At 43.4% G+C, this 20,771-nt stretch carries 21 protein-coding genes and 1 riboswitch; of the genes, 3 read left to right on the top strand and 18 right to left on the bottom strand.

Annotated elements, in window-relative coordinates:
* Positions 1–10: 10 nt before the first annotated feature.
* The 14 genes from ACVC7S_RS00370 to ACVC7S_RS00305 form a co-directional block, all read right to left on the bottom strand.
* Positions 11–736 (bottom strand): CPBP family intramembrane glutamic endopeptidase, encoded by a 726-nt coding sequence (locus ACVC7S_RS00370; RefSeq protein WP_447265779.1) that lies wholly within the window; start codon positions 734–736, stop codon positions 11–13.
* Positions 737–962: 226 nt separating this feature from the next.
* The gene (locus ACVC7S_RS00365; protein WP_084946969.1) at positions 963–1,730 is read right to left on the bottom strand and encodes an acetyl-CoA carboxylase carboxyl transferase subunit alpha; all 768 of its coding nucleotides are present in this window, start codon (positions 1,728–1,730) and stop codon (positions 963–965) included.
* Entirely contained in the window at positions 1,727–2,593 is an 867-nt protein-coding gene (gene accD, locus ACVC7S_RS00360) for an acetyl-CoA carboxylase, carboxyltransferase subunit beta (protein WP_096408198.1), read from the bottom strand. Before accD ends, ACVC7S_RS00365 begins: the two co-directional genes overlap by 4 nt.
* Positions 2,594–2,628: 35 nt before the next feature.
* Positions 2,629–3,996, bottom strand: coding sequence for an acetyl-CoA carboxylase biotin carboxylase subunit (gene accC, locus ACVC7S_RS00355; RefSeq protein WP_268704498.1), 1,368 nt, complete (start codon positions 3,994–3,996; stop codon positions 2,629–2,631).
* A gap of 11 nt (positions 3,997–4,007) precedes the next feature.
* Positions 4,008–4,430 carry a 3-hydroxyacyl-ACP dehydratase FabZ gene (gene fabZ / locus ACVC7S_RS00350; protein WP_000565515.1) on the bottom strand — a complete coding sequence of 141 codons (423 nt, stop codon included), beginning with the start codon at positions 4,428–4,430 and terminating at the stop codon, positions 4,008–4,010.
* Entirely contained in the window at positions 4,427–4,915 is a 489-nt protein-coding gene (gene accB, locus ACVC7S_RS00345) for an acetyl-CoA carboxylase biotin carboxyl carrier protein (protein ID WP_447265778.1), read from the bottom strand. Before accB ends, fabZ begins: the two co-directional genes overlap by 4 nt.
* 2 nt (positions 4,916–4,917) lie before the next feature.
* Positions 4,918–6,153 carry a beta-ketoacyl-ACP synthase II gene (gene fabF / locus ACVC7S_RS00340; RefSeq protein WP_447265777.1) on the bottom strand — a complete coding sequence of 412 codons (1,236 nt, stop codon included), beginning with the start codon at positions 6,151–6,153 and terminating at the stop codon, positions 4,918–4,920.
* Between the two features lie 25 nt (positions 6,154–6,178).
* Positions 6,179–6,910 carry a 3-oxoacyl-[acyl-carrier-protein] reductase gene (gene fabG, locus ACVC7S_RS00335; RefSeq protein WP_096408208.1) on the bottom strand — a complete coding sequence of 244 codons (732 nt, stop codon included), beginning with the start codon at positions 6,908–6,910 and terminating at the stop codon, positions 6,179–6,181.
* A gap of 43 nt (positions 6,911–6,953) precedes the next feature.
* Positions 6,954–7,874, bottom strand: coding sequence for an ACP S-malonyltransferase (gene fabD, locus ACVC7S_RS00330; protein ID WP_447265776.1), 921 nt, complete (start codon positions 7,872–7,874; stop codon positions 6,954–6,956).
* Entirely contained in the window at positions 7,867–8,841 is a 975-nt protein-coding gene (gene fabK, locus ACVC7S_RS00325; RefSeq protein WP_061408195.1) for an enoyl-[acyl-carrier-protein] reductase FabK, read from the bottom strand. The genes fabD and fabK overlap by 8 nt, the downstream gene beginning before the upstream one ends.
* Positions 8,842–8,960: 119 nt before the next feature.
* A complete protein-coding gene (locus ACVC7S_RS00320; RefSeq protein ID WP_000257839.1) occupies positions 8,961–9,185 on the bottom strand; it encodes an acyl carrier protein in 225 nt (74 codons plus the stop codon).
* Positions 9,186–9,241: 56 nt separating this feature from the next.
* Positions 9,242–10,216, bottom strand: coding sequence for a beta-ketoacyl-ACP synthase III (locus ACVC7S_RS00315; protein ID WP_447265775.1), 975 nt, complete (start codon positions 10,214–10,216; stop codon positions 9,242–9,244).
* A complete protein-coding gene (fabT, locus tag ACVC7S_RS00310) occupies positions 10,216–10,650 on the bottom strand; it encodes a fatty acid biosynthesis transcriptional regulator FabT (RefSeq protein WP_096408218.1) in 435 nt (144 codons plus the stop codon). Before fabT ends, ACVC7S_RS00315 begins: the two co-directional genes overlap by 1 nt.
* 89 nt (positions 10,651–10,739) lie before the next feature.
* Positions 10,740–11,525 carry an enoyl-CoA hydratase gene (locus ACVC7S_RS00305; RefSeq protein WP_447265774.1) on the bottom strand — a complete coding sequence of 262 codons (786 nt, stop codon included), beginning with the start codon at positions 11,523–11,525 and terminating at the stop codon, positions 10,740–10,742.
* 277 nt (positions 11,526–11,802) lie between these two features.
* Between ACVC7S_RS00305 and ACVC7S_RS00300 the strand changes: the two genes are divergently transcribed.
* The 3 genes from ACVC7S_RS00300 to serS all read left to right on the top strand — a co-directional run bounded on the left by ACVC7S_RS00300 (position 11,803) and on the right by serS (position 15,031).
* Positions 11,803–13,167 (top strand): aspartate kinase, encoded by a 1,365-nt coding sequence (locus ACVC7S_RS00300; protein WP_447265773.1) that lies wholly within the window; start codon positions 11,803–11,805, stop codon positions 13,165–13,167.
* 2 nt (positions 13,168–13,169) lie between these two features.
* The gene (locus ACVC7S_RS00295; RefSeq protein WP_000079374.1) at positions 13,170–13,541 is read left to right on the top strand and encodes a DUF956 family protein; all 372 of its coding nucleotides are present in this window, start codon (positions 13,170–13,172) and stop codon (positions 13,539–13,541) included.
* 215 nt (positions 13,542–13,756) lie between these two features.
* On the top strand, positions 13,757–15,031 hold the full coding sequence (serS, locus tag ACVC7S_RS00290; RefSeq protein WP_447265772.1) for a serine--tRNA ligase: 1,275 nt from the start codon (positions 13,757–13,759) through the stop codon (positions 15,029–15,031).
* A 25-nt stretch (positions 15,032–15,056) separates the two neighbouring features.
* Here the strand turns inward: serS and ACVC7S_RS00285 are convergent, their stop codons facing one another.
* The 4 genes from ACVC7S_RS00285 to ACVC7S_RS00270 all read right to left on the bottom strand — a co-directional run bounded on the left by ACVC7S_RS00285 (position 15,057) and on the right by ACVC7S_RS00270 (position 20,749).
* A complete protein-coding gene (locus tag ACVC7S_RS00285) occupies positions 15,057–15,956 on the bottom strand; it encodes a TDT family transporter (RefSeq protein ID WP_447265771.1) in 900 nt (299 codons plus the stop codon).
* Between the two features lie 109 nt (positions 15,957–16,065).
* Positions 16,066–16,614: a carboxymuconolactone decarboxylase family protein gene (locus ACVC7S_RS00280; protein ID WP_000196657.1), complete on the bottom strand. Its 549-nt coding sequence runs from the start codon at positions 16,612–16,614 to the stop codon at positions 16,066–16,068.
* Between the two features lie 130 nt (positions 16,615–16,744).
* Complete coding sequence (locus ACVC7S_RS00275) at positions 16,745–18,067, bottom strand: alanine/glycine:cation symporter family protein (protein WP_447265770.1); 1,323 nt, start codon at positions 18,065–18,067, stop codon at positions 16,745–16,747.
* Positions 18,068–18,157: 90 nt separating this feature from the next.
* A riboswitch (glycine riboswitch) is annotated at positions 18,158–18,246 on the bottom strand.
* Positions 18,247–18,412: 166 nt separating this feature from the next.
* A complete protein-coding gene (locus ACVC7S_RS00270; protein WP_447265769.1) occupies positions 18,413–20,749 on the bottom strand; it encodes an endonuclease MutS2 in 2,337 nt (778 codons plus the stop codon).
* Between the last annotated feature and the right edge of the window lie 22 nt (positions 20,750–20,771).

Here is a 20,771-nt window from a genome sequence, read left to right as displayed (position 1 = left end):
TTGCACTCCACTATCTAAAAAAATGATAATAGACATAATTAGAAACAAAAATCCAGATGGGTTTTGCATAAATGAGAAAGTTGAAAAAACTATGACACAGAATGGTGATTTTTAGATTCTTTGTCCAACGGTAGACAAGGGCATAGAAGAGACCGCCTAAACTATAAATAATCAAACTGATAGGATCTCGGTGAGTTAGGATCAAATGACTAAGTCCAAAGATAAGAGCAGATAGGATAACATCCAGATAGTACTTGGACTGGGGGAAAAAGGTATTCATAAAGTACCCTCTATGAATCAGTTCCTCTAATATAGGTCCGACGACTACTGTTAAATTAAAACTGAGAACAGTTGATAGAAAAGTTGGTTGACCATTGGAGTATAGAGTCGAAAGAAGGTCCTGAAAGATATACTTGTTATCAATTAGGTGATGAAACTGTAACTGAAAAGCATCCACCAATTGACGATCAAAATAAGTAGCCACTAGACCAACTACAAGGTAAAAGAATCTTGACTTCTTTGAACCCTTTTTCTCAAAAATATAGAGCATCTCTTTCTTTTTGAGCCAGTAGATAAATAATAGCAAAAGAGCTATTACTTCAACTGTTAAAAAGATAGAATAGCCATCTATCCCCCATCCTAAAAACTTAGTTAGATGCATAATCCCTAACTCTGGTAGATAAACCGATAAAAATACCAGTAAGATAAAGACTCCCAAATGCCCTAGTTTTTTCATTTTTACAAACTTCCTTAACTTCTTGTTCCTCTATTCAACTTTTTCCCGTAATTTAGATTTCTAATTTCCTTTCGAGTTTGAAAATCATTTAAACATTACAAACTTCTATATCTAGTATAAATCATTTTTGACCAGTGTGCCATCCATCTCCTAAACTGTCAATTTTTCGTCCTGAATTGCATTTTTCCATAAAAAATGAGACCTTGCTAGTCTCATTTAGTCATTCTTAGTATTTTCTAAAGCGTTGGTAACGTTCTTCGAGTAGCTGTTCCAAGGCTAAGCCTTGCAAGCGATCAAGCTCTGCACGCAATTCATTTTTAACACGAGCTTGCAGTTCCTTACTGGAAAGCCCTGCTTCTGAGATTACCTTGTCAACGATACCCATTTCTAGGAGTTCGTGTGAAGTGATTTTCATCAACTCTGCTGCCTCCATGGCACGGCTTCCATCCTTCCAAAGGATAGAGGCAAAACCTTCTGGGCTGAGTACGGCATAGATCGAATTTTCCAGCATCCAGACACGGTCAGCAACGGCTAGTGCTAATGCACCTCCAGACCCTCCTTCACCGATAATAATCGCGATGATTGGAACCTTGAGGTCACTCATTTCCATCAGGTTTCGAGCAATTGCTTCACCTTGTCCACGTTCCTCGGCTCCAACACCTGGGTAAGCTCCAGCAGTGTTGATGAAGGTTACAACTGGACGACCAAATTTTTCTGCCTGTTTCATCAAACGAAGAGCCTTGCGATAACCTTCTGGATGGGGTTGTCCAAAGTTCCGTTTAAGGTTGTCATGAAGACTCTTCCCCTTTTGGATACCGACGACTGTTACTGCTTGATCACCTAACCAGCCAATCCCGCCAATAACCGCACCGTCATCTCTGAAAGAACGGTCTCCATGCAATTCGATAAATTCATCGAAGATTCCATTGGCAAAATCAAGGGCTGTCAAGCGACTCTGCTCGCGTGCCTCTCTGACAATTTTTGCAATATTCATCCGCGACTTCCTCCATGCAATCTCACTAATTTAGCAATTGTATCTGGTAGTTCTCTACGTTTGACAATTGCATCCACAAATCCATGTTCAAGCAGGAACTCTGCCTTTTGGAAGTCATCCGGCAAGGTCTCACGAACTGTATTTTCGATAACACGACGCCCTGCAAAACCAACCAAACTCTGGGGTTCTGCTAGGATAATGTCACCCTCCATGGCAAAGGAAGCAGTAACTCCTCCTGTTGTCGGATCCGTCAAAATCGTCAGGTAAAAAAGTCCTGCCTTGGAATGGCGTTGAACTGCCGCAGAAATCTTAGCCATCTGCATCAAGCTCATAATCCCTTCTTGCATACGGGCACCGCCAGAAGCCGTAAAAAGTACAACTGGCAACTTTTCAACTGTCGCATATTCAAACAAGCGCGTGATTTTTTCACCCACAACGGTTCCCATCGACGCCATGATAAAGTTTGAATCCATGATCCCAAGGGCAACTTTTTGTCCCTTGATGCTAGCTGTACCAGTCAGGACAGCTTCATCCAGTCCTGTTTTTTCACGCATGCTAGCCAGTTTTTTCTGGTAACCAGGAAAGTTCAAGGGATCTTGAGTTTCAATTCCTGTAAACATCTCCACAAAGCTATCAGAATCAACTGTTAGAGCCAAGCGCTCTTGGGCTGAAATACGGAAAGTATAGCTACAATGGGGACAAATGCGCTCACTCCCAAGGTCCTTTTGATAAATGGTGTGCTTACATCCAGGACACTTGGAGAAGAGTTCATCAGGCACCTCCGGCTTGGCTTGTGGTGCCTGCCTTACGGATCGATTAGGATTGATCCGAATATACTTATCCTTTTTACTAAATAGAGCCATAAATCCCCCTTTTAGTTCTCATACTCTTTGAAAGTCTATTCTTTTTCTTGGTAATGTGGCAAGAAAGTTTCCATCAGGAAGGAAGTATCGTAGTCCCCAGCGATAACCCGACGGTCTGAAATTAGATCCAGCTGGAAATCCGCATTGGTTTGTACTCCTTCAATCTCAAGCTCATAAAGTGCCCGTTGCATCTTCATAAGAGCGTCAAAACGATTCTCCCCATGAACAATGATTTTGGCAATCATACTATCATAGTATGGAGGAATGGTATAACCTGGATAGACTGCAGAGTCTACACGCAATCCAACTCCTCCACTTGGAAGGTAGAGGTTGGTGATTTTTCCTGGACTTGGAGCAAAGTTAAAAGCAGGATTTTCTGCATTGATCCGGCACTCGATAGCATGACCTCGTAGGACGATATCTTCTTGTTTGAAAGGTAAAGGTTGCCCGGCAGCAATGCGAATCTGTTCCTTCACGATATCAACACCTGAAACAAACTCTGTGACTGGGTGTTCAACTTGCACACGAGTATTCATTTCCATGAAGTAGAAATTACCACTCGCTTCATCGAGAAGAAATTCAATCGTCCCTGCATTTTCATAGCCTACAGACTCTGCTGCACGAACGGCTGCAGCACCAATTTCATTACGAAGGGTTTTGCCAATCGCAATGGATGGGCTTTCTTCTAAGACCTTTTGGTTATTTCGTTGAAGAGAACAATCCCGTTCTCCTAGGTGGATGACGTGTCCCTCTTGGTCAGCAAGGATTTGGACCTCGATATGACGAGCTGGATAAATCACACGCTCAAGATACATAGCGCCGTTTCCAAAGTTGGCCTTGGCTTCACTGGACGCTGTCTCAAAGGCTGCGACCAAGTCTTCTGCCTTTTCAACCTTACGAATTCCTTTTCCACCACCACCTGCCGATGCCTTAAGCATGACTGGATAGCCAATTTTTTCAGCAACCGCAAGGGCCTCTTCAGCTGTGTGAACTTCACCATCAGATCCTGGGATAACTGGAACCCCAGCCTTGATCATTTGCTCACGCGCATTGATCTTATCTCCCATGGTATCCATTACAGCGCCAGAAGGGCCGATAAACTTAATCCCCACTTCATCACACATCGTGGCAAACTTGGAGTTTTCGCTAAGAAATCCAAAACCTGGATGGATGGCTTCTGCCTCTGTTAAGACTGCAGCAGACAAAATTGCATTGATATTAAGATAAGACTCTGTCGCCTTACCAGGTCCGATACAGATAGCTTCATCCGCTAGGAGTGTGTGAAGAGCTTCCTTATCAGCAGTTGAATAAACTGCTACGGTCGCAATGCCCAATTCACGCGCAGCTCGAATAATGCGAACCGCAATCTCACCACGATTGGCAATTAAAATTTTACGAAACATGGAGAACCTCCTTAGTTTCCAATTGCAAAGGTAAGAGTACCACTCGCTGCAAGCTTGCCATCCACTTCAGCCTTTGCTTCAACCACGGCAATCGTACCACGACGTTTCACAAAGGTAGCCGTCATGACTAATTGATCACCTGGTACAACTTGCTTCTTAAACTTGACCTTGTCCATGCCAGCGTAAAAGACCAGCTTTCCTTTGTTTTCAGGCTTGGACAATTCCAAGACACCCGCAGTCTGTGCCAAAGCTTCCATGATAAGAACACCTGGCATAACTGGATATTGAGGAAAATGACCATTAAAGAAAGGTTCGTTTATCGTGACATTTTTAATGGCAACAATAGTATCTTCGCTCACTTCCAAGACACGATCCACTAGGAGCATAGGGTAGCGATGGGGTAGAGCTTCTTTAATTCCTTGAATATCGATCATTTGATACGTACCAATCCTTTACCAAACTCAACCATTTCTTCATTTGAAACGAGAATTTCTGTTACCACGCCATCCTTAGGCGCAGGAATCTCATTCATGACTTTCATGGCTTCGATGATTACCAAAGTCTGACCTTTCTTGACACTTTCACCAACCGTCACAAAGGCAGGTTTATCTGGTCCAGCAGCCAAGTAAGCCACACCAACAAGTGGGCTTTCAACAACATCTCCCTCTGGGGCAACAGTCGATTCAGCTGGTGCTGGTGCTTCTGCTACTGGACTCTCTACTGGAGTCGAAGGAGCTGAAACCGCTGGACTAGCAAGCACTGCAGCTGGCGCTGAAGGAACTGGAGTTGGTGCTTCAGAAACTATTCTTGCTTCATTCTTGCTGAACTGCAATTCATCCTGTCCGTTTTTATAAGAAAATTCTCTCAAACTTGATTGGTCGAATTGAGCCATCAAGTCCTTGATCTCATTTAAATTCATAATTATTTATTCTCCCAACGTTTGAAAGCAAGAACCGCGTTGTGTCCGCCAAAACCAAATGTATTTGAAATAGCATAAGGAATTTCTTGCTCCAAGCCTTGTCCATAAACGACATTGGCTTCGATATAGTCTGACAACTCGCTTGTTCCAGCTGTCATTGGAACAAAGTTATGACGCATGGCTTCGATGGTAGCAATCGCTTCTACCGCTCCTGCAGCTCCAAGCAAGTGTCCTGTAAAGGACTTGGTTGAAGATACAGGTACTTCTTTACCAAAAACAGCTACGATAGCACCACTTTCTCCTTTTTCATTAGCAGGAGTTGACGTTCCGTGGGCATTGACATATGCTACTTGCTCAGGAGAAATTTCTGCCTCTTCCAAAGCCAGTTTCATAGCCTTAATTGCACCTTGACCTTCTGGATGAGGTGAAGTCATATGGTAAGCATCACAGGTATTTCCATAACCAACTACTTCAGCCAAGATGGTCGCCCCACGTTTTTCAGCGTGTTCAAGGCTTTCAAGAATCAACATCCCTGAACCTTCTCCCATGACAAAACCATTACGGTCTTTGTCAAACGGAATAGAAGCACGAGCTGGATCTTCTGTTGTTGATAGGGCTGTCAAAGCTTGGAACCCAGCAATGGCAAAAGGAGTGATTGATGATTCTGATCCACCAACTAACATGACATCTTGGAAATCAAACTTGATAGAACGGAAGGCATCCCCAATGGCATCGTTTGATGAGGCACAGGCTGTATTGATTGATTTACAGATACCGTTTGCTCCGAAACGCATCGCAACATTTCCTGAAGCCATATTTGGCAAGGCTTTTGGAAGTGTCATTGGTTTAACACGTTTTGGGCCTTTGTCATGAAGACGGATAACCTGATCTTCGATTTCTTTGATACCTCCGATACCGGAAGCAACGATGACACCAAAACGATCTTTATCAACCGTTTCTACATCAAGGTTGGCATGTGTCACTGCCTCTTGCGCTGCATACAAGGCATACAAAGAATAATCATCAAAACGGTTGGTATCTTTTTTGACAAAGTATTTATCAAACGGGAAATCTTGAATTTCAGCCGCATTGTGTACGGCAAATTCACTATGATCAAACTTAGTGATTTCTCCAATTCCGATTTTTCCAGTTTGCAAACTGTTCCAAAATTCTTCTGGGGTATTTCCGATAGGAGAGGTCAATCCGTAACCTGTTACTACAACTCGATTTAGTTTCATCTGTCTTACCTATATCTTTCTTTTTTTACATGCTAAGTCCGCCATCAACAGCGAGAACTTGTCCAGTCAAATAATCTTGTTGAGCTAAGAAGACCGTGGCATCCGCGATATGGTCCGCCAGGCCAAACTGTTTCATAGGGATTTGCGCTAGTGTTGCTTCCTTGACCTTATCAGATAAAACAGCAGTCATATCTGACTCAATCATTCCTGGTGCAAGAGCATTTACGCGCACATTGCGATTGGCAACTTCACGTGCTACTGACTTGGTAAACCCAATCAATCCAGCCTTGGAAGCCGCATAGTTGGCTTGTCCGATATTTCCCATCAGACCAACCACACTGGACATGTTGATAATCGCACCTTCACGCGCCTTAATCATCTGTTTCAAGACAGCTTGGGTCATGTTAAAGGCACCTGTCAGATTAATCTTAAGCACTTTTTCAAAGTCTTCTTCGGTCATCTTGAGCATAAGCATATCTTGAGTGATCCCAGCATTGTTGACCAAGACATCGACCGAACCAAGGTCTGCGATTGCTTGTTCCACCATGCGTTTTGCATCTGCAAAGTCTGAAACATCACCTGAGATTGGCACCACCTTGACACCGTAGTTTGAAAACTCAGCCAGCAATTCTTCTGAGATTTCTCCACGACTATTCAAAACCACATTGGCTCCTAGTTGAGCAAATTTGTGAGCAATAGCAAGTCCGATACCCCGACTTGAACCTGTAACAAAGATATTTTTATTTTTTAGTTGCATTCTGTTCTCCTGTTTCCTGTTGTATTTGTGGGAGAAGGGATTACTAGTTTCCTAGCAAAGCATCCAAACTTGCCAAATCTTCTACATTGGCTAGCTTAGCTGTTTTATCAATCTTTTTGACAAAGCCTGACAAGACTTTTCCTGGACCAATTTCAATGAAGTTGGTCACACCAGCATCCTGCATGACTGCGATACTTTCGTAGAAACGCACCGGTTCCTTCACCTGACGCGTCAAAAGCTCTTGGATTCGATTTTTTTCCATGATTGTAGCTTCAGTATTACCTACTAGAGGACAAATAAAGTCTGAGAAACTAATCCCCTCAAGAGCCCCAGCTAGCTGTTGGCTAGCTGGCTCTAGAAGGGCTGTGTGGAAAGGACCCGACACATTTAGGGGGATCAATCGTTTGGCTCCTGCTTCCTGCAAGAGTTGGACCGCACAGTCAACTGCAGCTACTTCACCACCAATGACGATTTGGCTTGGAGTATTGTAGTTAGCTGGAGTGACTATACCGACTTCAGAAGCAGTTTTGCAAGCTTCCTCAATCACCTCAACTGGAGTATTAAGAACGGCTACCATCTTTCCAGAGCCTGCAGGTGCCGCCTCTTCCATATAAGCCCCACGCTTGGCAACCAAGGCAACTGCCTCTTCAAAGTCCAAGGCTCCGCTAGCTACTAAAGCAGAATATTCCCCGAGGGACAGTCCTGCTACCATATCCGGCTGATAACCCTTTTCTTTCAATAGTCGGTAAATAGAAACCGAAGTCGCTAAAATAGCTGGCTGCGTATAACGAGTCTGGTTTAGCTTGGTTTCTTCCTTATCAATCAAGTCACGTAGGTCATAACCCAAAACCTGACTGGCTTGATCAATGGTTTCCTTGACGATAGGATAGTGGTCATAGAGGTCTCGGCCCATCCCTAGATATTGAGCACCTTGACCGGCAAATAGAAAGGCTGTTTTAGTCATTTCTTACAACTCCTGCCCAACGAGAGGCTTCTTCTTGAATTTTCTTGGCAGCGCCATAGTATAGATCTTTTAGGATTTCTTCGACGGTTTCTTCTTTAGAGACCAAACCCGCAATCTGACCCGCCATGACAGAACCGCCTTCTACATCTCCATGAACAACGGCTTTGGCAAGAGCACCAGCTCCCATTTGCTCAAAGATTTCTAAATCTGGGTTTTCTTGTTTAAAGGCGTCTTTTTCAGCCTGCTCAAAGTCACGTGTCAACTGGTTTTTAATGGCACGAACGGCATGACCAAAATGCTGAGCTGATATGGTTGTATCAATATCTCGCGCTTTGAGGATTTTTTCCTTGTAGTTTGGATGAGCGTTTGATTCCTTAGCTACTACAAATCGTGTACCAACCTGAATAGCATCCGCGCCTAACATAAAGGCTGCTGCCGCACCTTCACCATCAGCAATTCCTCCAGCAACAATAACTGGAATCGAAACAGCTGCAGCAACTTGACGAGCTAAGGTCATGGTTGTCAACTTACCGATGTGTCCACCAGCTTCCATTCCTTCTGCAATGACCGCATCCGCACCGATTTTTTCCATCCGTTTTGCCAAAGCAACACTTGGAACAACAGGGATGACTGTGATACCTGCCTCGTGGAAACGAGACATATATTTACTTGGATTTCCAGCTCCTGTTGTTACTACCTTGACTCCTTCTTCAATCACAAGATCGACAATGTCATCTACAAATGGAGACAGGAGCATGATGTTGACACCAAAAGGTTTATCAGTCAGCGCTTTAATCTTATCAATATTTGCCTTCACGACCTCTTTCGGTGCATTTCCACCACCGATAATCCCTAAACCGCCAGCTTTAGAAACAGCTCCGGCCAAGTCGCCATCAGCGACCCAGGCCATCCCTCCTTGGAAAATTGGATATTTAATGTTTAATAATTCTGTAATACGTGTTTTCATAGTGCCTCCATCAGTCCTTGCTTACGTAATAGTTCGATTAGTATATTATTTGAGTCTCAAACTATTACCTAAACAAGAGGGAGTGGGTTTCCCCTACTCCTTCTATATCTTATTCGCTCTTATTTTGTTTTCTCTTCAACGTAGGCAACCAAGTCACCAACTGTTTTCAAGTTATCTTCTGCTTCGATTTGGATGTCAAAAGCATCTTCAATTTCAGAGATTACTTGGAACAAGTCCAAAGAATCTGCATCCAAATCATCAAAAGTAGATTCAAGTGTTACTTCTGATGCATCTTTCCCAAGTTCTTCAACGATAATTTCTTGTACTTTTTCAAATACTGCCATGATAGGACTCCTTTAAAATATAAAAATTTATAACAATGTGTTCACCACATGATTACCTAGATTGTAAGAATGAGCGTGCCCCAGGTCAAGCCTCCACCGAAACCTGATAAAAGAATCGTCTGGCTGCCGTCTACACGGATCAACCCCTGATCCACACACTCTGATAGTAAAATCGGGATGCTAGCCGCACTGGTATTCCCATACTCCATCATATTGGCTGGAAGTTTGTCTCGGTCTACACCGATTTTTTTAGCCATCTTATCCAAAATGCGGATATTTGCCTGATGAAGTAAGAGATAGTCCAAATCAGATGCCCCTACTGGACCTTCGTCAATGGTCTGCTTGATTGACCTAGCAACATCTCGAATCGCAAAATCAAAAACTGCTCGCCCATCCATCTTCAAAAATGCAGGAACTGCTTCTTGATTAGAGAAGGGGGAAGTCAAGGTCGTTTGCCCATAAGTTAAGCACTCGCTTCGAGCACCATCACTGTGTATACTCTCTGCAAGGAAGTGGCGGTTGTCACTTGTTTCCAAGAGAACTCCACCAGCACCGTCCCCAAAGAGTACAGCAGTCGATCGATCTGACCAGTCAACCGCCTTGGACAAGGTTTCAGCACCGATAACAATCCCTTTTTTGAACTGTCCAGATGTCAGAAACTTCTCAGCAGTTGAAAGTGCAAAAATAAATCCACTGCAGGCAGCTGTGAGATCAAAAGCAAAGGCTCTGTTAGCACCAATATTGGCCTGAACTCGCGCTGCTGTAGAGGGCATCATTGAGTCAGGTGTGATCGTTGCTACAATGATAAAATCAATCTGCTCAGCTTTTATGCTCGCCTTAGCCAGTAAGCTTTTGGCAACTTCTGTCGCCAAATCACTCGTTGACTCCGTTTTTGAAATATGTCTCTGTTTAATTCCTGTACGACTTGAAATCCACTCATCGCTTGTATCCATGATTTGAGCCAAGTCTTGATTGGTGACCACTTGCTCTGGTACATAATGAGCAACCTGGCTTATTTTAGCAAAAGCCATTATTTCAAATCCTCCAAAAATTGGTAAAGGTTAGTCAATCCTTTGCCCATAACATCCATCTCCTCAGGACTCATACCGTCGATAATTTTTTCGACCATGGCCTTGTGGAAACGTTTATGAAGGCGGTGGAGCAAACGACCTTTCTTTGTCAAATGTAGATAAACCACACGACGATCCTGTTCGGAACGAATTCGCTCAATATAACCCTTTCTTTCTAGGTTATTCAAGCTCGTTGTAACCGTTCCAAGAGTTACCATCAGTTCCTTTGAAACCTTGCTTGGTGTTGCCTCCGGGAACTTCCCAATCACATCGATCGTGTGCATTTCTTTGATGGAGATGTCTTTGAATCGACTACCTCGTAAGCTAACCTCCTCGATCACAAGGACATTATTAAAAATGGATGTTAAATAATCATTTACTTGTTGGTAATCCAAATCCTTTCCCTCCCTCTAAAAAACTTTCATAATCAAAACATTTGATAGAGAAAGTATATCAAACTTCAAAAGATAGTGCAAGCATTTTTTTACTTTCCTGAAAATTTTGGTCGTCTTCTTTCTGAATGAGCGCGAACTCCTTCTTTGAAATCTTCGGTTTGAGCCAAGGATTCCTGCAACTTCAACTCTAATTCAGCATAATTTTGCCAATCCTTAAATTGGCTTTCCCAAACCAACTTTTTAATCGCTGCATAGGAATTAGCTGAACCGCGTCTGAGTTTTTTTAGAACCTGATCTCGTGTTTTTTCTAGCTTATCTGCCTCACAGACTCGATAAACCACACCCCACTCCAGAGCTTTTTCTGCTGTCAGGGCTTCTCCTGTCATGGCAAGCTGGGCTGCTCGTGTTACTCCTATACTGCGACTTAGGAGATGAATGCCTCCTGCATCAGGAGCCAAGCCAACCCCGACAAAGGCTTGAATGAACTTGGCCTTGTCTGTTGCTATACAAAAATCAACCGCTACTGCCATATTGGCTGCAGCTCCTGCAACGGCTCCATCTACTTCCATCAAAACTGGTTTGGGTATTTGCTTGATCTTATAGGAAATTGTATTGACCAATTCAGCGATTTTTGTCAGTGAAGGAATATCATCCTCATCCACCGCTCGCTTCATCTCGACCAGGTCTCCCCCCACTGAGAAAACTTTACCGTTTGCGTTAATCAAGATATACTGTACTACTTGGTCCTGCTCTGCCAAGTTCAAAGCTTCTAAGATTTCCTCACACATTGGGATGTGAAAACCATTTGCCACTTCAGGACGATTCAGAGTAATAATAGCTAGATCATCTACGATCTGGTATAGGATATGATTCATAGCTTCTCCTTTTGTATGGTGATAAAAATATTTTATTATCAAAGTATACCTTTTTTGGGATAAAGGAACAAGAAAAAATCAATTAAAAGTGTCTCAGCCGATTATTTTACCTTCATTTATGAATTTGAGGAAAATTGACTTTCTTACTTTTTATCTATTTATCGATTCCCAGAATAAATTAACATTTGCTTCTATTAAAATAGGAAGATATTTTCTTCATTGAAAAAAGCCCCTCTTTCTGCTATAATCGTATAAAATACTTACTTGAGGAGTCCCTATGAAGGTTGTTAAATTTGGTGGAAGCTCTCTTGCCTCTGCTAGTCAGTTAGAAAAAGTTTTAAATATCGTTAAGAGCGATAAAGAGCGCCGTTTTGTGGTTGTTTCTGCACCGGGTAAACGCAATGCTGAGGATACCAAGGTTACAGATGCCTTGATCAAATACTATCGTGACTATGTGGCTGGAAATGACATCAGCACTAGCCAAAATTGGATTATCGACCGCTATGCGGCTATGGTGAGCGAACTAGGCTTAAAACCAACTGTTTTAGAGAAAATTTCTAAAAGTATTCGGGCCTTGGCAACTCTTCCTATAGAGGACAATGAATTTCTCTATGATACCTTCCTAGCGGCTGGAGAAAACAACAACGCCAAATTGATCGCAGCCTACTTTAACCAAAATGGCATTGATGCGCGCTATGTCCATCCTAGAGAAGCGGGAATTATCGTAACAAGCGAACCTGGAAATGCTCGCATCATTCCATCTAGTTATGACAAGATTGAAGGCTTGGCTGATAGCAACCAAGTCCTTGTTATTCCTGGTTTCTTTGGGGTTACTAAGGAAGATCAAATCTGTACCTTCTCACGTGGTGGATCCGACATAACAGGTTCCATCATTGCTGCAGGTGTCAAAGCTGATCTCTACGAAAACTTTACGGATGTTGACGGTATCTTTGCTGCCCATCCTGGTATCATTCACCAACCGCACTCTATCCCTGAATTGACCTACCGTGAGATGCGTGAATTGGCCTATGCAGGTTTCTCAGTCCTTCACGATGAAGCTCTGCTCCCTGCCTACCGTGGGAAAATTCCTCTGGTTATCAAAAATACCAATAATCCTGACCACCCAGGAACACGCATTGTTTTAGAACACAGTAGTGATAAATTCCCAGTAGTAGGGATTGCGGGTGACTCAGGATTCGTCAGCATCAACATGTCAAAATATCTCATGAACCGTGAAGTAGGATTTGGTCGCAAGGCTCTACAAATCCTAGAAGATCTTAACATCGGATGGGAACACATGCCAACTGGTATCGATGATCTTTCAATCATTCTCCGCTCCCGTGAATTAACTCCTATCAAAGAAGAAGAAATTCTACGTCAACTCGTTCAAAAGGCTGAAGTGGATCATGTAGAGATTGAACATGACCTTTCCATCATTATGATTGTCGGAGAAAAGATGAAGAGCCATATCGGGGTAACTGCTACTGCAACACGTGCTTTGTCTGAGAATAAAATCAACATCCAGATGATGTCACAAGGTTCAAGTGAAGTTTCCATCATGTTTGTTGTCAATAAAGACCAAGAAAAGGCAGCTATCAAGGCTCTCTACCATGCCTTTTTCGATGAAAGTAAGGAAGACTAATCATGGCCCAATCTCTCAATAAAGTCATTGACCTCCAAACTACTGGGACATCTTACCTCTCTATCTCTGGAAAGGTTGGAAAATTTCTAGTCGGGGACCAAGCCTTGGAGTTTTATCCTGATGTCAATGTCGAACAATATATCCAAATCCCCTGGTCTAGTGTCAATCAAATCGGAGCAAACGTAAGTGGCCGCAAAATCAGTCGTCACTTTGAAGTCTTTACTGACCAAGGAAAATTCCTCTTTGCTTCAAAAGACTCTGGAGCTATCCTCAAAATCGCTCGGGAAAAATTAGGAAATGACAAGGTTGTGAAACTTCCGACTCTACTCCAGACCATTGGACAAAAACTTAAAAATCTATTTGCAAAAAAGTAAAAACTTTAGTATAATCATAGCAACGGATAAGTAAGTTATCTCCTTCTTTCAGAAAGTCTGCGGGTGCTGCGAGCAGATAGGAGGGGTAAGTGAAATTCTACCGTTAGTAACAATTACATACACAATCAAGTGCACACCTGTGAAGTTGGATGGAACCGTGGCCCTGCCACTCCAACACTTTGTCAGGTGTGCTTTTTTCATATAAAGGAGGACTTATGTTAGATATCAAACGTATTCGTACAGATTTTGATGCTGTCGCTGAAAAATTGGCTACACGTGGTGTAGATGCTACTGTCTTAAACGAGATGAAAGAAATCGATGCTAAACGTCGTGACATCTTGGTTAAGGTTGAAACTTTGAAAGCAGAACGTAACACTGTTTCTGCTGAGATTGCCCAAGCCAAGCGCAACAAGGAAAATGCCGGTGACAAGATTGCTGCTATGCAAACCTTATCTGCTGAAGTCAAAGCCTTGGATGCTGAATTGGCGGACATTGATGCTAAATTGACAGAATTTACCACTACTCTTCCAAACATCCCTGCCGACAGCGTTCCTGTTGGAGCTGATGAAGATGACAATGTGGAAGTTCGCCGTTGGGGAACTCCGCGCGAGTTTGACTTCGAGCCAAAAGCTCACTGGGATCTTGGTGAAGACTTGGGTATCCTTGACTGGGAACGTGGCGGTAAAGTAACAGGCGCTCGCTTCCTCTTTTATAAAGGACTTGGTGCTCGTTTGGAACGTGCTATCTACAACTTCATGTTGGATGAGCATGGCAAGGAAGGCTATACGGAAGTTATCACACCATACATAGTTAACCACGACTCTATGTTTGGTACTGGTCAATATCCAAAATTTAAGGAAGACACTTTTGAATTGAAAGACACTAATTATGTCCTCATTCCTACAGCTGAGGTGCCCCTTACAAACTACTACCGTGATGAAATCCTTGACGGTAAAGACCTACCAATCTACTTTACCGCTATGAGTCCATCATTCCGTTCTGAAGCTGGTTCTGCTGGTCGTGATACACGTGGCTTGATTCGTCTGCACCAATTCCACAAGGTTGAAATGGTCAAATTTGCCAAACCAGAAGAATCTTATGAAGAATTGGAAAAGATGACAGCCAACGCTGAGAACATTCTTCAAAAACTCAACCTTCCATACCGTGTCGTTGCCCTCTCTACTGGGGACATGGGCTTCTCAGCAGCTAAGACTTACGACTTGGAAGTTTGGATTCCAGCCCAAAATACCTACCGTGAAATCTCAAGCTGTTCAAATACAGAAGATTTCCAAGCCCGTCGTGCCCAAATCCGTTACCGTGATGAAGCCGATGGCAAGGTGAAACTCCTTCACACCTTGAACGGTTCTGGACTTGCAGTTGGACGTACAGTGGCTGCTATTCTTGAAAACTACCAAAATGCAGATGGTTCTGTAACCATTCCAGAAGCTCTTCGTCCATACATGGGTGGAGCTGAAGTTATCCAACCATAAAAAATAAGGCCTAGCTAGAATATAGCTAGACCTTTTTTCGTAACCAAATCAGATAAGCAACCAAGACAAAGAATAAAATAGCGAGGCAAATAACAGTTTCAGCCAATACCAGATAATCCAGAAATGGAAGTTTCAAAATTCCCTGAGCCATCTTGAGCGAAGTAGCTGTGATAATGGTTGGGAAGGTTAGGGCTGAGAAGGCTGGTTGAAATCCTTGTTTTAAAATATTAGGCATGCGAGTTAAAACAAAGAAAAAGAAGGACTGAGAAGCCAAAATCATGACGATCAAGAGCCAAGTCGGTAGGCCTGCTCCTCCAACTCGAACTAGGGAAGCCAGGAGTAGAGAAAAGGGAGCACAGTAGATTCCTTCTTGTCCAAGCAAGGCTAGTGGGAGCGGATGTTTCTTTAAATCGCTATAAATAAGCGGATAGAGATAGAAGGTCAAGACAAAACCAAAACTCAAGGTCGCATAGGCAATTTCAATGATACCTACCAGAGGATAGGTCAAGGCTGCTACTGCTATCCCCACATAGAGCACCGTCCAGCTAGGAGTCGCATTGACCCTCCGACCCGGACAGGCAAATTTGATGGTAAAAGTAGCAATCAAAGCTAAATCCAAGAGAAATGAGAACCACCAGATCCCTTGTGATACCAAAGGAAGAGCAGGGAATACGCGAAAGACATAGGTCGACAAAATCATCCCAGCCATAGGAAAAGTGGCCATTCCAGATAGAAGAGGGGGCTTGGTCAATTCTTGCTTGGTTTCTTCCCAATTAAAAAGATGAAGAATCAAAAAGAAAATCCACAACACTAGGCCAATCAGACTCAATAAATGCGACAGAACTGGCCAAGTATCTGCAATCAAATTTCCTGCACCTGCTAAACCTAATAAACAGCCAGAGAATACCAAGGGGAGCTTTTTCATTCGAGCCTCCAATAATCATGTTATTATTAGTATAGCATAAAAGCGCTTAAATGAGGACTTAAAAAATGAAGTTCGATTATTTCAGACTTCATTTTTTCTCAGATATGAATTAAGCATACGGTTGCAATTCGGGGTTAATTGGCGTATTGGCTAGGTTGTTGGCATAATTGCAAAGGCTGGCTAGACTGACTCCCAGAACCACGTCCAAGGCATTTTGTTGCGTGTAGCCAGCTTCCAAAAATTCAGCCAAGGCTTCATCTCCCACGCGCCCTTTGGTATTGATGACCGCCAAGGTAAACTTAGCTAGAGTATCTAGTTTTGGATCTGTCTCGATTGGAGTACGGTTGCGGAGTGCTTGGAGAAGATCATCATTCATCTGGATTTGTTTGATTGAAAAGGCAGTATGACCTGCGACGCAGAAAGCACAACCATTGGTTACGGCAGCTGTGATTTGCACTACTTCGCGTTCCACTGGTGTCAGGCTATTGCGACGGTTGATGGCTCCGACAGTTCGGTAGGCTTCTAGAGCAGTAGGAGCATTGGCCAAGAGACCAATCAGATTGGGAATATAGCCATTGTTGTCTTTTTGTACTGTTTCCAGAACTTCTTTTACTTCTGCTGGTGCTGATTCTACTGTATGGATAGTAAATCTTGTCATAAGGAACCTCTTTTCATTTTATTGTCATTTAGTCTATCATAGAATTTTTTCTTTGGATAATATATATTTTCAATTGCCATGATAGGAAATGTTTATGAAATGAAAAAATCACACTAAAAGTGTGATTGGATTAGTTCTTAAAATACTTCTTAGTCTCGGCAACAACTACTGGCGACAAGACCAAAAGGGCAATCAAGTTAGGTAAGGCCATCAAGGCGTTGACGATATCTGCAATAATCCAGACCATGTCCAACTCGATAAAACCTCCCAACAAGACCATAAGCACAAAGACCACTCGATAGAGCCAGATAAAGCGAACGCCAAAGAGAAACTCGAAACAGCGCTCTCCGTAGTAATTCCAGCCGAGAATTGTCGTAAAGGCAAAGAGTACAAGGAAGATGGTCAAAAGAGCAGGTCCAAAGTGTGAAAAAACTGTTGAAAAGGCTGACTGGGTCAAGGCAACTCCATTCAAATCACCACTCCAAACCCCAGTTACCAAGATTGTTAAACCAGTCAACGTACAGATAATGAGAGTATCAATAAAGGTTCCTGTCATGGAAATCAAGCCTTGCTCGACAGGCTCATTAGTCTTAGCCGCAGCAGCTGCGATCGGAGCTGAACCAAGACCAGATTCGTTAGAGAAGACTCCTCTCGCCACACCATTTTGAATTGCAGTACGGATAGTCGCACCTGCAAATCCTCCTACTGCAGCTACAGGGCTAAAAGCAGAGGTAAAGATGAGGGCAAGTGTGGCTGGGATTTTCTCGATATTAAAGAAAGTCACAATCAAGGTTCCTAGAATATAGACGATAGCCATAAAAGGGACGACTGCTGTTGAAACCTTGGAAATGGATTTGAGTCCACCAAAGACTGCAATCGCGACAAAAACAGATAAAACGAGAGCTGTGATATCTGGATCAATTTGAGCTGTATTTTGGATAGATTCTGTAATTGAATTGACTTGGGTAAAGGTACCAATTCCTAGAAGGGCTACCAATACACCCGCTAGGGCAAAGAAGATAGCAAGTGGACGCCACTTTTCTCCCATTCCCAAAAGGATGTAGTGCATGGGTCCTCCAGCTACAGCTTCATTTGCATCCTTGGTGCGGTACTTGATAGCCAGCAAGCCTTCAGCATACTTGGTTGCCATCCCAAAGAAGGCTGCCATCCACATCCAAAAGAGAGCACCTGGCCCACCAACCTTAATGGCTGTCGCAACTCCGATGATATTTCCCGTTCCAACAGTAGCTGCAAGGGCTGTACAGAGAGCAGCAAAGCTCGATACATCGCCATGTCCCTTGTCCTTGGTAAAAATCAACTGAAAGGCCTTGGGGAGACGAGCTAGCTGTAAAAGTCCTAGTCGGATGGTCAGATAGATACCCGTTCCGACCAATAACAGTAAGAGGGGAGGTCCCCAAACGAAAGCATCAAGCGCTTTTAGCAATTCTAACATGTTCTACTCCTATCTTTTCAACCCCAAAAGAAAGAGCACATGCAAGATACATGTACTCTGGAATGCCTAGATAAATGCCAAAAAGCGGGCTATCTTAGCTCTGTCCTTTTACCTGAGAGTTTGAGCAGTTGCCTGCCTTGCCCCTTCGGTGCCTTTACGGTCTCTCCAGAGTTCCGTCCATTTACAGTCATGGAAAACAAACCTTTCTCCACTTCTATTAAACTTCATTCGGTGTTGGTATTTAATTTTTTCTTATTTTACAAGAAAAGTTAGCTTTTGTCAATATATTATTTGAAAAAAGATGGATTTTCACTTCTTTTTCAAAAAAAGAGGAGCAATCTTTTTCTAACCTTTAAAGGTCACAATGGTTGCGCCACTGCCCCCAGCATTCTGAGGAGCATAGCCGAAAGTCTTAACATGTTTGTTTCTTTGCAGGTATTTGGTAACTCCTTCACGGATGACTCCCGTTCCGATACCGTGGATGATGTCTACCTGAGCCATATTATTAAGCAGGGCTTGGTCAATAAAGGCGTCCAGCTCATTCATGGCTTCTTCATAACGTTTGCCTCGGAGATCCAGTCTTGCTTGCGGACCACGTCCAGAAGCACGTTTCACGACATTGACTTGTTTTTTCTTGACTGGGGCTTCTTGTTGAGCCTGAACAAGATCAAATTCTTTCTCTTCCAAGGTCATCTTGATCAAACCGACTTGGGCTTCCCAACGGCCATCCTTGAGCTGATTAGTCAAGGTTCCACGTTGGCCATAACTGAGAACCACGATATCATCTCCCACCTTCGGAGCTCGTTTTTTCTTGGCTTTTTGAAGGACCTTGTTTTTAGACAAGTCGACTTTTTCAGGAGCCAATTTTTTCAGCTCAGCCTTGGCTTCAATGATTTCATGGGGTTTGAGTTGAGACTTGCTATGGAGATTTTTGAGAATCTGGTCACTCTCACTTAGAGCGAGTTCCACAATCTCAGCAGCTTGTTCACGCGCCTTGTTAAGCTCAGTTTCCTTTTCACGATTGAGCTCGTTGTAAAGTTTTTTGAGTGCTCGGTTCATCTTGAGGTTTTCTTGCTCCACCTCACGGATATTGTCCAAGCGTTTGCGACTTTCAAGCGTTTGCTCTTCCAATTGCTCAATGATACGGTTGACATCATTATCTTGATTGACCTGCTGGCTGGCATCCCCGACAATGACATCTGACAAGCCAAGGCGTTTAGCAATTTCAAAGGCATTGCTTCGGCCAGGAACTCCCTGCATAAAGCGATAGGTCGGACGCAGAGTGGCTGTATCAAACTCCATGCTGGCATTTTGCACAAAGGCTGTCTCAATACCGTAGGCCTTGAGTTCTGGATAGTGGGTCGTCGCCATGGTCTTAACCTGACGTAAACGAAGATCCTCCAAAATAGCCATGGCAAGGGCTGCACCTTCCTGCGGATCGGTCCCTGCCCCAAGCTCATCTAGCAATAAAAGCGAGTGTTGGTTGACCTTGCTAAGAATATCTACTATATTGGTCATGTGGCTGGAAAAGGTAGACAAACTTTGTTCAATAGACTGCTCATCTCCGATATCTGCGAAGATTTCTTCAAAAATACCGACACGGCTCCCCTTATCAGCTAGAATGGGCAAGCCTGACTGGGCCATAAGTTGCGTCAAACCCAAGGTTTTGAGCATGATGGTCTTCCCACCCGTATTGGGACCTGTAATGACAATAGCTGTTAATTCCTTACCAAAGTGTACATCGTTTGCCACTGCATTTTTGACCAAAGGATGGCGAACATGAAGGAGTTGAATCTCTTGGTTCTCTGAAAGTTGAGGAACGACTGCTTGTCTTTCTTGAATAAAGCGCACCTTGGCACGAATCAGATCCAGATGACCGATAATCCAAGCGTCATTAGCAATCTCTGCCGCATGAGGACGGACCCGTTCCGATAGTTCCTGCAGGATACGAATCATCTCGTAGCGCTCATCAGCTCGAAGACTCGCTATTTCTTCGCTCAGTTTCACGACCTCACGGGGTTCGATATAGACCGTATTCCCACTGGCAGAGATGTCATGAACAACACCCGCAATCTTGTTACGGTAGGTGTTTTTGACAGGTAAAACCTGACGCCCATTTCTACTAGCGATAATTCCTTCCGTCAACATCTGAGCTTTTTGCTTGACCAAGTCTTGCAAAACATCTCGGACCTGACTCTCGCTATCATGGATTTTCCGACGGATGCGTGCCAGTTCTTCGCTGGCAAAATTCTCGATAAATCCTGCATCATTTAGGGATTGAAGACTCCCTTGCAAGTGTGGGAAATCATGTAGTTTTTCAAACCATCTCGCCAACTGCTCCAAGCGTACATTTTCAAGATTGGCATAAAAACCTTGCAACTCTCTGCTAGCTAGCAAGACTCGTTTGAGGAGCAAGAACTCCTCGATATTGAGGTCCGCCCCCATCTCCAGACGCTTGCAGACAGCTGAAATCTCACGTGTAGCTAGGATGGTAAAGTGGGGTTGCTCCACAAAAAGGGCTTGCATTTCCTCCATCTCTGTAAAGGCTTGTTTGATCTTATCCGCCTTGGCAGTTGGAGCCAAGCCTTTTAGCTCCTCTAGTCCTTGTTCTGTCAAAAGATGCGGTTCAAACAAGGCTTTGATTTTATTAAATTCTAAGGTTTCTAGTATTTTTGTATTCATATTCTTTCCTTGTATGCTGGTT

Source organism: Streptococcus sp. Z556 (assembly GCF_053010225.1).
Note: the sequence above shows the minus strand (reverse complement) of the source record. Positions and strands in the feature narration are given on the sequence as shown.

Coding starts and splice junctions, on each gene's coding strand:
- ACVC7S_RS00370 (WP_447265779.1), bottom strand. CDS start 736: ATGAAAAAACTAGGGCATTTGGGAGTCTTTATCTTACTGGTATTTTTA.
- ACVC7S_RS00280 (WP_000196657.1), bottom strand. CDS start 16,614: ATGACAAGATTTACTATCCATACAGTAGAATCAGCACCAGCAGAAGTA.
- accC (WP_268704498.1), bottom strand. CDS start 3,996: ATGTTTCGTAAAATTTTAATTGCCAATCGTGGTGAGATTGCGGTTCGC.
- ACVC7S_RS00305 (WP_447265774.1), bottom strand. CDS start 11,525: ATGAATCATATCCTATACCAGATCGTAGATGATCTAGCTATTATTACT.
- ACVC7S_RS00320 (WP_000257839.1), bottom strand. CDS start 9,185: ATGGCAGTATTTGAAAAAGTACAAGAAATTATCGTTGAAGAACTTGGG.
- accD (WP_096408198.1), bottom strand. CDS start 2,593: ATGGCTCTATTTAGTAAAAAGGATAAGTATATTCGGATCAATCCTAAT.
- ACVC7S_RS00365 (WP_084946969.1), bottom strand. CDS start 1,730: ATGAATATTGCAAAAATTGTCAGAGAGGCACGCGAGCAGAGTCGCTTG.
- fabZ (WP_000565515.1), bottom strand. CDS start 4,430: ATGATCGATATTCAAGGAATTAAAGAAGCTCTACCCCATCGCTACCCT.
- ACVC7S_RS00285 (WP_447265771.1), bottom strand. CDS start 15,956: ATGAAAAAGCTCCCCTTGGTATTCTCTGGCTGTTTATTAGGTTTAGCA.
- fabF (WP_447265777.1), bottom strand. CDS start 6,153: ATGAAACTAAATCGAGTTGTAGTAACAGGTTACGGATTGACCTCTCCT.
- ACVC7S_RS00315 (WP_447265775.1), bottom strand. CDS start 10,216: ATGGCTTTTGCTAAAATAAGCCAGGTTGCTCATTATGTACCAGAGCAA.
- fabD (WP_447265776.1), bottom strand. CDS start 7,874: ATGACTAAAACAGCCTTTCTATTTGCCGGTCAAGGTGCTCAATATCTA.
- ACVC7S_RS00300 (WP_447265773.1), top strand. CDS start 11,803: ATGAAGGTTGTTAAATTTGGTGGAAGCTCTCTTGCCTCTGCTAGTCAG.
- ACVC7S_RS00295 (WP_000079374.1), top strand. CDS start 13,170: ATGGCCCAATCTCTCAATAAAGTCATTGACCTCCAAACTACTGGGACA.
- fabG (WP_096408208.1), bottom strand. CDS start 6,910: ATGCAACTAAAAAATAAAAATATCTTTGTTACAGGTTCAAGTCGGGGT.
- fabK (WP_061408195.1), bottom strand. CDS start 8,841: ATGAAAACACGTATTACAGAATTATTAAACATTAAATATCCAATTTTC.
- accB (WP_447265778.1), bottom strand. CDS start 4,915: ATGAATTTAAATGAGATCAAGGACTTGATGGCTCAATTCGACCAATCA.
- ACVC7S_RS00275 (WP_447265770.1), bottom strand. CDS start 18,067: ATGTTAGAATTGCTAAAAGCGCTTGATGCTTTCGTTTGGGGACCTCCC.
- serS (WP_447265772.1), top strand. CDS start 13,757: ATGTTAGATATCAAACGTATTCGTACAGATTTTGATGCTGTCGCTGAA.
- ACVC7S_RS00270 (WP_447265769.1), bottom strand. CDS start 20,749: ATGAATACAAAAATACTAGAAACCTTAGAATTTAATAAAATCAAAGCC.